Genomic DNA, 12770 nt, shown 5'->3' on the forward strand with positions numbered 1-12770 from the left:
ATGACTTCTTTCAACCAAAAGCTACTGATGGTCGCTCTGACAACCGTCACTGCATTTTCCCTCGCGACGACAGCTAATGCAGCCGGTTGGGGCACCTTGAAAGGCAAATTCGTCTACAAAGGCAAAGCCAAGCCGGTCGAACTCAACATCACCAAGGATGTCGAGTTCTGCTCAAAGCATGATTTGGTTGATGAGTCGGTTGTCGTGGGTGACGATGGCGCACTCAGCAATGTGTTCGTCTTCCTATACACGAAGCGTGGTGCCACAGTGAAACCGCATCCCGATTATGAGAAAGCTGACATGAAGCCTGCCGTGCTGGACAACAAGGGCTGTCGCTTCGAGCCTCGCGCGATGACACTGTGGACGAAACAGCCTTTAGAGATCCGCAATTCTGACGAGGGAATCGGGCACAACACCAACGCCACATTGCGGAAAAACCCAAAGTTCAACGAAACGATCACTAACGATAAGGCTATCACGAAAAAGTTTGACAAATCGGAGCCAGGACCCGCACCTTTCGCATGTAACGTGCATCCTTGGATGTCAGCCCTCGTGCTAATTCGTGACAACCCCTACATGGCCGTCTCCAATGCCAAAGGGGAGTTTGAGATCAAGAACCTCCCCGCCGGCGAGCATGAGTTTGTCTTCTTTCACGAAAAACCGGGCTACATGAAGAGCCTGGTTGTTGGCAAAGAGAAAGCGGATCGAAAAGGCCGAGTTGAGATCGAAATCACCGACGGCAAGACCGTCGACCTTGGCGAGATTGTCGTTACTGAAAAGCTGCTCAACTAATCGGATGCAACCTCCTAGAAGTTAGGTATTACCTCCCCAAGACCCTCTATTACCACTAATGCGTTCTTCTGAAAAACTTCTGCCTTGCCTCCTCTGCTTCGCGTTTGTCGGTGCGGCCCTTGGTTGCCAACCGTCAACAGATCTCGGTCCCGTTGCAAGCCAAAGCGCAGCCGAGGAGATTCGCGAAGCGCTCTCTTCGGAAAGCGAAGGAGCAGGTGGAGGGGCGGAAGCCGAAGTAGGAACCGGCTGGGCCACCCTGAAAGGTCGGTTTACTTTCGAGGGAACTCCGCCAGAAATGCCGGCTTACAATGTCACGAGCGACCAAGGCACCTGTGCGGCTGGTGGGGCACCACCGCAGGAAACTTTGATCGTCGGGAACGATGGCGGCCTAAAGAACGTGGTTATCTTCCTCCGCAAGACCTCACGAGTTCATGAGTCAGCAGAGGCCCCCGCAGAGCCGCTTGTGTTCGATCAAAAGAAGTGCGTGTTCCTCACCCACGTTTTCACCATTCCCGTTGGCCAGCCCATGGAGATCAAGAATAGTGACCCCGTCGGCCACAACACGAAAATCGACGGGAAGAATAGTTTTAACCGCACCATCCCCGCGGGCGAATCGGTTACGTTTACCCCCAAAAAATCTGAAGCCAAGCCAACGGGAGTGGCATGCAGTATTCATCCGTGGATGAACGCTTACATGCTACCTCACGACAACGGCTATGCCGCGGTCACCCTAGAAGACGGCACCTTCGAAATCCAAAATTTGCCAGCGGGTGAAACGCTCGAATTCCAAGTTTGGCACGAGCGATCAGCCGGTTCGAACCAAGGTCTCGTCGTGACTTCGGACCAAGCGAAGGAGCTCGGCTGGGACAAAAAGGGGCGTTTCGAGGTGAAACTCACAGAGAATGAGACAACCGAGCTAGACATTGCCGTACCAGCCTCCGCGTTTACTGGCGGCTGATCGACGCGGTTCTTATAGAGAGTTATTCGCCTGGCAGTCATCGCTTGGCTTCCGATTTAGAGTTCAAGTTTTTCGTTTTCAACACAATGAATTCCTCACTTCTGACAACTCGTACACTGTCCGTCGCACTGCTTTGCTTATGTGCGTTGGGATGCTCCCAGAGCGAACCGCCTGAGTTCCGGCTCAATATGGTTTCAATGACCTCCAACGAATTGGGGCCTGAGTACCAGCAGGAAATTGCAAACGTCCTGAGCGGACTCTTTGGAACACCCGACAAGCCTTTCGCTCACCCAGCAACCGGACTGGATCAGCTAAAACTTGATCTATCAGCTGGTCCTGCTTGGAGCGATGAACGGGGCTACAACCATGGTCTCTATCGGAAGCATTGTGTTCACTGCCACGGGATCGATGGTGATGGCTACGGGCCGACGGCGAAGATTCTGAATCCCTATCCGCGTGACTACCGCAAGGGCATCTTCAAGTTCAAATCGACTTTTAATGCGGCAAAGCCAACGGATGCCGATCTCGAACGTATTCTCCGAAATGGTGTTCCCGGCACATCGATGCCTTCCTTCGAGTTGCTTCCCTCGAGCGAAGTTGAATCTCTTGTCGAGTACGTCAAGTATTTGGCAATCAAAGGCCAGATGGAAACAAGCCTAGCGGCTTACGTTTTTGACGAACTTGGCATAGATGAAGTCGAAGACGAAGATGGCAATGTCACCGAGCAACGGATTCCATTCGATCCGGCCAATGATGCAGACCAAGCGGAGGCGGTGCTCGACATTTTGGCGGAAGTCATGGAGGGTTGGGAAACGGCCGAAGAGAACGTCATCATCCCCGTCGAGGATCAGATCCCCGCGGATGATCGCAGTCCTGAAGAACTTGCCGCTTCGATCGAAAGAGGCCGAGAGCTTTTCTACGGAACAAAAGCGAACTGTATCAAATGCCACGGACCGACGGGTTTGGGTGATGGCCAGCAGACTGACTATCACGTCTGGAACAAAGAAGCGAAGGACTACATTCAAGGAACGATTGATCTAGCCGAGTCGCTCGCCAAAGCCGATCCCGAAACCGACGAGGAAGAAGCCGACCTTGACCGGGACTATGAAATCCTAGCCGCTCGTCAAGAAGTCGCTGAGACACTGCTTCCACCGCGGAACGCGATTCCTCGAAACCTTCGTAAGGGGATTTATCGTGGCGGAAGACGTCGGATTGATGTTTTCCACAAGATACACGCTGGAATTGCCGGATCGCCAATGCCTGGCTTAGGTGGCTCAAGCCCCGGTGCGGAAGGGACGATTCCCGAAGCGGACATGTGGGCAATTGTCGATTACGTCTTGAATCTTCCTTACGAAGCTCCGAGCCAGCCGCAGCGTGCGTTGCCGGTGAACGAACAACCTATTGCTCAATAATTCTCGGGGACCTGCCGCCGCAGTCGAAGATGGCCTTTGACTCGGACAGACTTCCCTTTGCTTACTCGAGTTCCATGATATGCTCGCCAAACTGAAAAACTGGCTTCCAAACTTTTGGGCAGTGTTGTTTCTGCTGGTTCCAATTTTTGGAGTAGCTACTTTTGCGCTCGCTCCCTATTTGAACGATCTGGCCCCAAAGTACTTCAAACGCCCGATTTGGTTCCCTGAGGATGTTTCTGAGCATGGTCGTGTGATCGACAACTTATTCATGTTCATCCTCTGGCTCACGGGCATTGTTTTCGTCGTCACTGAGTGTGTGCTGTTTTACTTCATGTGGAAGTACGACAGCAACTCGAACAAGGAGAAGGTCACCTACAGCCATGGTAGCCACTCTTTGGAAGTCGTATGGACGATCATTCCGGCTGTGACATTGTTGTTCATTGCGATCTACCAAATGGATGCATGGGCGGACGCCAAGATGCGTGCCCCCGACATTCCACCCATCGTCGAAGTCACGGGGCGTCAGTTCAACTGGGACTTCCGTTATCCCGGTCCCGACAACCAACTTTATACTTCCGACGATATCGTTCGCACCGATGGCCGCCTTTACCTTCCAATGGGTGAAGAGGTGCTGCTTCGTATCACCAGTGCTGACGTTTTGCACAGTTTCTTTCTTCCGAACTTACGACTCAAGCAAGACGTCATTCCGGGGATGTCCCAGAATATGTGGTTTACGGCCACGAAAAAGGGCGAGTACGACATCGTCTGTGCGGAACTCTGCGGCTGGGGCCATTACAAGATGAAGGCTCGGCTGCACCTAGTTTCTCGACCGGAATTCGAGAAGCAACTTGAAGAGTTCCGCAAGGAAGAAAACACCATGCGAGTCGCCAGTCGCTCAAACGATTAACCTCACTTCGATTCATAGCCTACAAGGCATAGCCATGAGTACCGTCCCTGCTGATTCCGAAGCTCTCGCTGGTCACGCAGACCATGCGCACACGAGCAGCTTCTTGAAGACATATGTCTTTTCCCTAGATCATAAGATTATTGGGTTGCAGTTCCTGTTCAGCACGCTGATCTGGTTCATCGTTGGCGGACTACTCGCCTTGGGGATTCGTTGGCAGCTTGCCTATCCATGGCGTCCGATGCCAATTCTGGGTGAAATGGTTGGCCAAGCTGAGGGGGGCCAAATAGCTCCCGAGGTCTACACAATGCTCGTCACCATGCACGCCACGGTGATGATCTTCTTCGTGATAATTCCTGTCCTTGCCGGTGCCTTCGGGAACTACTTGATTCCCCTGATGATCGGCGCTGACGATATGGCCTTTCCCACGCTCAACATGCTGAGCTACTGGTTTATGTGGCCAGCGTTTATTGCGATTGGCGGCAGCTTTTTTGTCGACGGTGGTGCGTCGCAAGGAGGGTGGACCAACTATGCCCCCCTCTCCATATTCGCCGGGAAGGGGCAGACGCTCTGGTTAATAGGGCTGACGCTCGTTGGTATCTCCTCGATGATGGGATCCGTCAACTACATGACGACCATCATCCAGATGCGTGCTCCCGGTATGACGATGTTCCGTCTGCCGATGACCATCTGGGCGATGTTCATCACTGCCGTCCTTCAAGCCTTCGCTCTTCCAGTCCTCACAGCCGCTGGCTTCATGGCGCTGATGGATCGGCATCTAGGCACGGGCTTCTTCCTTGCTGAAGGTGCAACCGCCAACAACGCGGTTGCCCAGGCGGGCGGTGGTCAGCCTTTGCTTTGGCAGCACTTGTTCTGGTTCTACAGCCACCCTGCCGTGTACATCATGATTCTCCCCGCGATGGGCATGGTTTCAGATATCCTTTGCTGCTTCTCGCGAAAGCCGCTGTTTGGTTACAAGCCGATGGTTTATTCCATCTCGGGAATTGCTGGGCTAGGCTTTATCGTCTGGGGCCACCATATGTTCGTCTCAGGAATGAACCCAGCCCTAGGGATGACCTTCATGGTTTCGACCATGATGATCGCTTTGCCTAGTGCCATTAAAACCTTTAATTGGCTTGGCACGATGTGGGGCGGCAAACTGCAGTTCACAACGCCGATGCTGTTTGCCGTTTCGTTCGTTTCGATGTTCATCATCGGCGGCCTCTCCGGCATCTTCATGGCCGCTACGCCCGTGGACATCGTCATCCACGATACCTACTTCATCGTCGCTCACTTCCATTACGTTCTGTTTGCCGGAACAGCCATGGCCGTCTTGGGGGCCATTTACTTTTGGTTCCCGAAGATGTTCGGTCGGATGATGAACGACTCCTGGGGTAAGGTTCATTTCTTATTGACCTTCATCCTGATGAACTGCGTGTTCTATCCGATGCACATTCTCGGAATGAATGATTTCCCCCGCCGTCTGGCAGATCCTTACCACTATGGCACTTTCCGCCATTTGCTTCCGATCAATCAATTTATGAGCTGGTGTGCTTTCCTTCTTGTTGGAGTGCAAATCATCTTCATCGTGAACTTCTTCTGGAGCATGTTCTTCGGCCCACGCTGCGGCAGAAATCCATGGCACGCAAATGGACTGGAATGGCAGGCCCCCAGCCCTCCAGGCCACGGCAACTTTGACTTCCAGCCGATGATCTACCGTGGCCCTTACGAATACAACTCGCCTGAGGTTGAGGAAGATTACTACCCCCAAACCCAGCCTCCGAAGCAGGCTGAACCCGAGGGTGAAGAGACGGCCAACGTTTAGGCAGCAACAAGATGTCAACAATCACCAATAATGTCGACGACTCGCGTTGGCCCCATCGCTGGGCATGGCTGCTTGCTGCGACGACCTTTCCGCTGATTTGGTGGGGTGGCTACACGACAACGACCGATGCCGGGATGGCTTTCCGAGACTGGATCACCTCGGACGGCCACTTCATGCTGATCTACCCGTGGTTTGAATCGACGGGAGCAAAGTTCATCGAACATGGCCACCGCCTGCTGGCCGTACTTGTCGGTATTCTTACGATCTGCTTGGCAATCGTTACCCACCGCTGCGAATCTAGGAAATGGGTTCGTCGCTATTCCCTCATTCTACTGGCTGGCGTTATCGCTCAGGGAATGCTGGGGGGTGCTCGGATCCTCATGGACGAGCGATTAGTCGCTATGCTCCACGGATGTACTGGGCCGCTGTTTTTCGCGATGACTACCGCGATGGTTGTCTTTACTTCGCGTTGGTGGACTGAACATAGTATTGAACATGGTGGAAAATATGGTGGAGAACGGCTAAGCGACAAGTCGCTAGCACGGCTCGCAATTATTTGCTGTGGTCTGGCGTATGGTCAGCTCGTCGTCGGAGCAGTCGTCCGGCACACTCGGTACCTGACCTCTGCGTCTGCTGCCTCGATCTTCCAACTAGCTGTCTACTTTCACGTCATCCTAGCCTTCGTCGTACTGGGGCATGTGTTGTTGCTGGCAATTAAGAGCGTTCGCAAGCACGCTCATCGAGGTCATGCGATCTTTCTAAGCATTCTTGTCTTGGCTCAGATCAGTCTTGGGCTGGCAACTTGGTTTGTTCGATTTGGCGTACCCGCTTGGCTTGGCAACCTCATCGGCGAGGTCGCTTACGTGAACGTCAACGCTAGCAACCAGATGGCAATGATCATCACGGGCCACGTCGCCGTCGGATCCTTGATTGTCGCCGTCAGTCTGGCGACAGCTTTGCGTGCAATTCGCACGTCGAGCTATCGCCTACCACAGCTAGGCACGAATCCTGGCAAACAACTGGAGGCAGCCCTGTGAGCATGACCTCCAAAGACACGCAGTTGACCGCAACCGATTCGACGGTCGGCCTCGTCTTCTCGAGGCTGAATGATTATTTCCAACTGACGAAGCCGCGAATCGTCTTGCTTGAGCTAATCGTCGCAGCGGCGACCGCCTGCATAGCGGCTCCTTACGCGATTGATGCCGTGGTTCTCTTCCATGCACTAGCAGCCACGGCACTGGTTGCAGGAAGTGCGAGTACTGGAAACCAGATCTTGGAACGTGAAGTCGACGCGAAGATGCCACGAACCGCAGACCGACCTCTCGTGACGGGACGTGTCGCCGTGTGGGAAGCGACGTTGCTTGGCTTGGTCACGCTCGTCATTGGCGTGGCATGGCTTTGCCTGAAAGTCAACCTACTGACGGCTGGACTCGGTCTTGCTAGTTGGCTACTTTACGTCGTGGTCTACACGCCGCTGAAAACGCGTACCCCACTTAACACGGCAGTTGGAGCCGTCGCTGGAGCGTTGCCCTTACTCATGGGATGGACTGCCACGGGGCAGCCGCTTTCCTTGACAGCGTTTGCCTTGGCTGGTGTCCTCTTCCTGTGGCAGTTCCCGCACTTTATGGCGATTGCTTGGATCTACCGTGATGATTACCAGAGAGCCGGCCACCAGATGATGAGCGTGGTGGATCCGACAGGCTGGCGATGCGGCTGGCAAGCGATCATAGGTGCCTTGTTTCTAATTCCTGTGAGCCTCATTCCGGCTATCCTCCCAGAGGGTCGAAGCCCGATGGCCTACTCATTGTGGGCAATCGCTCTCGGAAGCGTCATTCTCGCTCTTGCTGTTCGATTCGCGGTTGTGCGTGATAACCGAACTGCGAGACAATTGCTGAAATCAACACTAATCTACTTGCCCGCTTGGCTGGGCGTCCTACTGATGGTTAGCCTCTAAGCTGACAGCAAAGTTAAAACTATGAGTGATCACCACCACGAAGGCTTCGACTACCAGCCTGCCTTGCCCATCCCCAATGGCAAGCTTTGTCTGTGGCTCTTCTTGTCCACCGAAATTATGTTCTTCGCTGGCTTAATCGGTGCCTACATCGTCTTGCGATTCGGTGCGATCTCTTGGCCCAGCACTCACGACGTGCACCTGGTCGAGTACTTCGGTGCCATCAACACGGCGGTACTGATCGCCTCCAGCATCACGGTCGTTCTCTCATTGGAAGCCTCCAAGAAAGACAACGCGGCTGGCGCACGGATGTGGATGATCATCACGCTCGCACTCGGCACCGTCTTCCTTGGCGTGAAAGCCTACGAGTACAAAGCGAAGATCGATCACTTGATTTATCCGGCAACGCCACGCAGCTCAATCTACGAAAAACCCGATGTCAACTACTCAGCGGCAGTTCGGGCACGGCTGGCAGAAATCACCGCGGAACTACCCAAGCCGTCCGACCGAACAGAGGCAGACAACGAGAAGGTCGAGATCATCGCTGATGTGCAAATGAAGCTTGATGAAGCGGAGCTACTGCTTCGTACCAAGCCCGATTCGCCTGAGGGCCGGATCGCCATGCACAAAGTGGCTGAGATGATCTACCCACGAGCCAGCGTTCAGGGCCAGACCTTTGCGATTCCTGAAGCTCATGGGGGCACGAAAGATCACGATCACTCGACAGAAGAACCTGCCAAGGCTGCCAGCTTGACTCAACCCGGGTTCCGGCTCGTCAGTGCAGAAGTCGAGGGCGATCATTCAGCGGGGCACGCTATCGGGCTGAACGACCAGCATCCCTGGTTAAAACTTCCCATCATGATCCCCGGCGGCAACCTCTGGGCGAGCACCTACTTCTTGGTGACAGGATTTCACGCGATCCACGTCTTAGTTGGCTTAATCGCGTTTGTCATTTTGTTAACAATGAATCTCGGGAAAGCAAATTCGGGCGTTATCGAGAACGTTGGTCTTTATTGGCACTTTGTTGACTTGGTTTGGATCTTCCTGTTCCCGATTCTCTATCTGTTCTAGGATTTTGAAATTTTAGGCGGCACTGTAGTAATCAACAACGCAAGCGGTTGGAAAAATGTCTGCGACTCACGAATCAACTGACGGTCACCACGAAGATCACGGTGGGACCTCGACTTATATTGCCGTGGCGATCGCCTTGGTGTTCCTCACGGCTTGCTCCTATTGGACCTACACAAGCTTCTGGCCATTTGGCGAAAGCATCGCGATTAAACGGCTGTGGATGATGGCAGTCTCCTGCACCAAAGCGATGCTGGTGATCCTGTTCTTCATGCATCTCAAATGGGAAGCGAACTGGAAGTGGGTGCTGACGGTTCCGATGATCATCATGTCTGCCCTACTGATGCTGGCTCTTGTTCCCGACGTGGGCATGAGAATGCGTTACGCTTCACAAGAACGAATGATCTACGCGGCGGAGCGGCCAGCGCTGGAAACGAGTGACGATGCTCAGGAAGGGAATCAGGAACTCAAGGTCGTCAATCCCGATGAAGATGCGGCTACCGAATGAGCCAGAGGCTCGCTGAACCTTCCCTCCTAAGCCGCCACAGGTTCAATGAGCGATCATCCTGCACTCACCGTTTCTAAAGTCACTCATCGCTATGGCCAGCGTGTTGCCGTTGATGAGCTGTCACTCGAGGTTTCTCAGGGCGAGGTCTTCGCATTTCTCGGTCCAAACGGGAGTGGTAAGACCACGCTCTTTCGACTGTTGTCGACGCTGATTCCTTTGCAAGAGGGGCAGGTCTCGATTCTCGGCAAGGATCTGGCGAAAGAGGCTACCAAGGTCAGACAACAGCTTGGTGTCGTTTTTCAGGCCGCCAGCCTCGATAAGAAGCTAACCGTCAGCGAAAACCTCAAGCACCAAGGCAGACTCTATGGGCTGTCAGGTCAATCGCTTAGCCAGCGGCAGGAGGAAACTCTAGCGGCAGTTGGTCTGAGCGATCGTCGCAACGATTTGGTGGAGACGCTCTCCGGCGGAATGCGAAGACGCGTTGAACTCGCCAAGGGCCTCTTGCATCACCCGCGTGTCTTATTGCTCGACGAGCCAAGCACAGGACTCGACCCGGGGGCTCGAAGCGACCTTTGGAAGTATCTCGGCAAACTCAAAGCAGAGCAGGGCGTGACGATCATTCTCACGACGCATCTGCTGGACGAAGCGGAGCGAGCCGACCGACTGGCCATCCTCCACGCAGGCAAGCTAGCCGCTCTCGATACGGCTGAGAATCTCCGCGCTTCCTTAGGTGGCGATACGATTACGATTCAATCAACCGATTCTCAGCGCTTAGCAGACGAAATCGCCCAGCAATTCCAGTGTGAAACAAAAGTTATTGAAGATCAATTAAGGCTTGAGCAGTCGGACGGACCTGTTTGGATTGCGAAGCTCATGGAGGCGTTTCCCGAACGCATCCAGAGTATCACGCTAGGGAAGCCAACCCTTGAAGATGTCTTTATTGATCGCACGGGCCATCGTTTCTTCGGCGATGAAACAGGTCATGTAGAAACTCGTACCACCAAGAGAAAGAAAAAGAAGTAGGTCGCGCATGAGCCAATCTTCATCGACGACGGATAACTCGGCATGGCCAGCGATGCTTACACTCGCCGAGCGCGAGCTGGTGCGCTTCTTCCGGCAAAAGAATCGCGTCTTTGGAGCGTTGGGACAGCCGATCATTTTTTGGCTGTTGTTTAGCGAGGGCCTGAAAGGGAGTGATCTTGACTATGCTCACTTCTTTCCTGGAACGTTAGTGATGATCCTGCTCTTTACAGCGATCTTCGCCACGATTTCGATTATTGAGGATCGCCGTGAAGGGTTTCTCCAATCGGTGCTGGTCGCTCCCTCGCCACGTTGGGCAATGGTGGCTGGCAAAATACTCGGGGGAGCGGCTATTGCGATGATTCAGGGTTTGCTCTTCCTCACGCTTGGTTGGCTAACCTTGCCCTTGGAAAGCAGTGTTCTTGAGATCCTCCAAGCGGTGATATTGATGGCTCTAATCGCGGTTTCTCTTACATCACTGGGGTTTGTTATCGCGTGGCGAATGGATTCGACGGCAGGGTTTCACGCCATCATGAGCGTGTTTTTACTACCAATGTGGCTGCTGTCGGGAGCGTTTTTCCCCGCCGGCAGTGATGGTATCCTGGGATGGATCGTCCGCGTGAACCCACTGACCTACGGGGTCAGTGGGCTACGACATTATCTGAAGTTTGATCAGGGAGATACGAGCGAGGTGAGTACTGCGTTGGCTTCGCTGCCGGTTTGCTGGCTGGTGACGCTATGTTTTGCAGTCGTGGTGTTTGCGGCTGCGTGGAAGATCGCAGGAACGCGCAGCACAGGGGATTTGTTATGAAACCGTCTTTGCTACCGATTTGGCTGGCCCTCGCCTTTCTGCTCGCCACGGCCTATGGCGGCTACAAGTATTACCAAGTGCAGCAATTTCAGCAGAACAAGAGCAATGCCATCGCAGAGAGACTGCCGCCGATCGAAGAGTTCGAGTTGGCCACCAGCGAGGGGGGCACGTTTCGCTCCCAAGAAATGCTTGGCAAGGTCTGGGTCACGACGTTTTTCTTCAGCACCTGTCCAGGCTCGTGTACCCGGCTCAATGCCAACATCAAGTACATGAACTCGCTTGAAGAGATCAAGGATGTGACTTGGCTTAGTATTAGTGTCGATCCTGTGACCGATACCATCCCCGTCTTAGCAGCTTACGCCGAACGCTTGAATGCCGACCCCAACCAATGGGTGTTTGCCCGCGGCGAACTCGATTACGTGAAGCGGATTGGCAACGACTTTTTCAACTTGCCAGTTATCTATAAGGATCACAGCGACGTGGCAGCCGTCGTTGACAAGAATGGCCGTATCGCGGGGCTTTACAACGCGGTAAGCACTTCGGACTCGAAACGGATGGAGAAGAAACTCGTTGAACTACTTGCAGAGCCTTGGACTCCCAGCCCGGCCCCCGAGGAAACGACCACAGAGAAAGAAACCGAAGAGAAAACAAACGAACTCAATAACGAAGCTGCAACGGAACAGGCGACCTCTGAATGAGCAGTGAAGTCTTCAACCTGTTAGCAGCTCATCCCCTGGTGCACCTCAATGCAGGGCTGAACTCATTTGCGACCATTTTAATAGTCGTCGGTTACCTGCAGATCAGACAGGGCAAGCGTGACTCCCACGGGCGAACGATGCTTGCTGCGTTTCTTGTCTCCGTGCTCTTTCTCATCAGCTACCTGATCTATCACTCGATCTCAGGGCATGTGAAATTCCAGCAAACCGGAGCGTTGCTTTACACCTATTGGTCGATTCTTGGCTCGCACATTATTTTGGCGATCGTGTGTGCGGTTGCCGTGCCGATTACCGTCTTACGGGGCTTGAAAGCTCTCGGCTGGGGTGTGGGGAAAGAACTGTCTGACGAGCAACGACAAGCCGTTTTGATCAAACATCGTTCAATGGCCCGATGGTTGCTGCCCGTTTGGTTATACGTTTCAGTAACAGGTGTAATCGTCTATCTGATGCTTTACCACATCTGGCCGAACCAGCCAGCCTGACGTAAAATGATAGTAGCCATGATCAGAATCCGCTCAATCGCTTGCCTCGCACTTGCCGCTTTAGTCATCACCTGCGTGATGAGCGTGGACGCTAGCGCTTGTCCGACTTGCAAAGACGGCATTTCGGAGAACGACCCAGCCGCTCAATCGATGGCGGCGGGCTATTTCTACAGCATCCTGTTCATGATGACGATGCCCTTTCTCATTCTTGGCTCGTTTATCAGCTTCGCCTATTGGTCGATACGCAGGCGTACTCATTCTCAGCTTGAAACCTCATAACTTCTAGCAAATCCCCAAGGCTCAACGCGGCACAAGTGTACGCG

14 protein-coding genes are annotated in these 12770 nt (G+C 53.6%); all 14 read left to right on the forward strand.

Annotation, left to right across the window (positions count from 1 at the left end):
* The 14 genes from RIB44_12135 (at position 1) to RIB44_12200 (ending at position 12726) form a co-directional block, all read left to right on the forward strand.
* Complete coding sequence (locus tag RIB44_12135) at positions 1-792, forward strand: hypothetical protein (protein ID MEQ8617313.1); 792 nt, start codon at positions 1-3, stop codon at positions 790-792.
* A gap of 58 nt (positions 793-850) precedes the next feature.
* Entirely contained in the window at positions 851-1750 is a 900-nt protein-coding gene (locus RIB44_12140) for a hypothetical protein (GenBank protein MEQ8617314.1), read from the forward strand.
* Between the two features lie 86 nt (positions 1751-1836).
* On the forward strand, positions 1837-3162 hold the full coding sequence (locus RIB44_12145; GenBank protein ID MEQ8617315.1) for a c-type cytochrome: 1326 nt from the start codon (positions 1837-1839) through the stop codon (positions 3160-3162).
* 79 nt (positions 3163-3241) lie between these two features.
* On the forward strand, positions 3242-4069 hold the full coding sequence (coxB, locus tag RIB44_12150) for a cytochrome c oxidase subunit II (GenBank protein ID MEQ8617316.1): 828 nt from the start codon (positions 3242-3244) through the stop codon (positions 4067-4069).
* 34 nt (positions 4070-4103) lie between these two features.
* On the forward strand, positions 4104-5891 hold the full coding sequence (locus RIB44_12155) for a cbb3-type cytochrome c oxidase subunit I (protein MEQ8617317.1): 1788 nt from the start codon (positions 4104-4106) through the stop codon (positions 5889-5891).
* Positions 5892-5902: 11 nt separating this feature from the next.
* Complete coding sequence (locus RIB44_12160; GenBank protein MEQ8617318.1) at positions 5903-6928, forward strand: COX15/CtaA family protein; 1026 nt, start codon at positions 5903-5905, stop codon at positions 6926-6928.
* A gap of 2 nt (positions 6929-6930) precedes the next feature.
* Positions 6931-7845 (forward strand): heme o synthase, encoded by a 915-nt coding sequence (cyoE, locus tag RIB44_12165; protein MEQ8617319.1) that lies wholly within the window; start codon positions 6931-6933, stop codon positions 7843-7845.
* Between the two features lie 21 nt (positions 7846-7866).
* A complete protein-coding gene (locus RIB44_12170; protein ID MEQ8617320.1) occupies positions 7867-8913 on the forward strand; it encodes a heme-copper oxidase subunit III in 1047 nt (348 codons plus the stop codon).
* 55 nt (positions 8914-8968) lie between these two features.
* A complete protein-coding gene (locus RIB44_12175) occupies positions 8969-9418 on the forward strand; it encodes a cytochrome C oxidase subunit IV family protein (GenBank protein MEQ8617321.1) in 450 nt (149 codons plus the stop codon).
* Positions 9419-9463: 45 nt separating this feature from the next.
* Positions 9464-10441, forward strand: coding sequence for an ATP-binding cassette domain-containing protein (locus RIB44_12180; GenBank protein MEQ8617322.1), 978 nt, complete (start codon positions 9464-9466; stop codon positions 10439-10441).
* A gap of 7 nt (positions 10442-10448) precedes the next feature.
* On the forward strand, positions 10449-11249 hold the full coding sequence (locus RIB44_12185; protein MEQ8617323.1) for an ABC transporter permease: 801 nt from the start codon (positions 10449-10451) through the stop codon (positions 11247-11249).
* Positions 11246-11947, forward strand: a complete 702-nt coding sequence (locus RIB44_12190; protein MEQ8617324.1) for an SCO family protein — start codon at positions 11246-11248, stop codon at positions 11945-11947. The genes RIB44_12185 and RIB44_12190 overlap by 4 nt, the downstream gene beginning before the upstream one ends.
* Positions 11944-12447: a DUF420 domain-containing protein gene (locus tag RIB44_12195; GenBank protein ID MEQ8617325.1), complete on the forward strand. Its 504-nt coding sequence runs from the start codon at positions 11944-11946 to the stop codon at positions 12445-12447. The genes RIB44_12190 and RIB44_12195 overlap by 4 nt, the downstream gene beginning before the upstream one ends.
* Positions 12448-12465: 18 nt before the next feature.
* Positions 12466-12726: a hypothetical protein gene (locus tag RIB44_12200; protein MEQ8617326.1), complete on the forward strand. Its 261-nt coding sequence runs from the start codon at positions 12466-12468 to the stop codon at positions 12724-12726.
* The last annotated feature ends 44 nt before the right edge of the window (positions 12727-12770 follow it).

The organism is Lacipirellulaceae bacterium (genome assembly GCA_040218535.1).
Classification (GTDB): domain Bacteria; phylum Planctomycetota; class Planctomycetia; order Pirellulales; family Lacipirellulaceae; genus Adhaeretor.

Bases quoted from the DNA above. Each gene is read 5' to 3' on its own strand.
- RIB44_12135 (MEQ8617313.1), top strand. From the start codon at position 1: ATGACTTCTTTCAACCAAAAGCTACTGATGGTCGCTCTGACAACCGTC.
- RIB44_12140 (MEQ8617314.1), top strand. From the start codon at position 851: ATGCGTTCTTCTGAAAAACTTCTGCCTTGCCTCCTCTGCTTCGCGTTT.
- RIB44_12145 (MEQ8617315.1), top strand. From the start codon at position 1,837: ATGAATTCCTCACTTCTGACAACTCGTACACTGTCCGTCGCACTGCTT.
- coxB (MEQ8617316.1), top strand. From the start codon at position 3,242: ATGCTCGCCAAACTGAAAAACTGGCTTCCAAACTTTTGGGCAGTGTTG.
- RIB44_12155 (MEQ8617317.1), top strand. From the start codon at position 4,104: ATGAGTACCGTCCCTGCTGATTCCGAAGCTCTCGCTGGTCACGCAGAC.
- RIB44_12160 (MEQ8617318.1), top strand. From the start codon at position 5,903: ATGTCAACAATCACCAATAATGTCGACGACTCGCGTTGGCCCCATCGC.
- cyoE (MEQ8617319.1), top strand. From the start codon at position 6,931: ATGACCTCCAAAGACACGCAGTTGACCGCAACCGATTCGACGGTCGGC.
- RIB44_12170 (MEQ8617320.1), top strand. From the start codon at position 7,867: ATGAGTGATCACCACCACGAAGGCTTCGACTACCAGCCTGCCTTGCCC.
- RIB44_12175 (MEQ8617321.1), top strand. From the start codon at position 8,969: ATGTCTGCGACTCACGAATCAACTGACGGTCACCACGAAGATCACGGT.
- RIB44_12180 (MEQ8617322.1), top strand. From the start codon at position 9,464: ATGAGCGATCATCCTGCACTCACCGTTTCTAAAGTCACTCATCGCTAT.
- RIB44_12185 (MEQ8617323.1), top strand. From the start codon at position 10,449: ATGAGCCAATCTTCATCGACGACGGATAACTCGGCATGGCCAGCGATG.
- RIB44_12190 (MEQ8617324.1), top strand. From the start codon at position 11,246: ATGAAACCGTCTTTGCTACCGATTTGGCTGGCCCTCGCCTTTCTGCTC.
- RIB44_12195 (MEQ8617325.1), top strand. From the start codon at position 11,944: ATGAGCAGTGAAGTCTTCAACCTGTTAGCAGCTCATCCCCTGGTGCAC.
- RIB44_12200 (MEQ8617326.1), top strand. From the start codon at position 12,466: ATGATCAGAATCCGCTCAATCGCTTGCCTCGCACTTGCCGCTTTAGTC.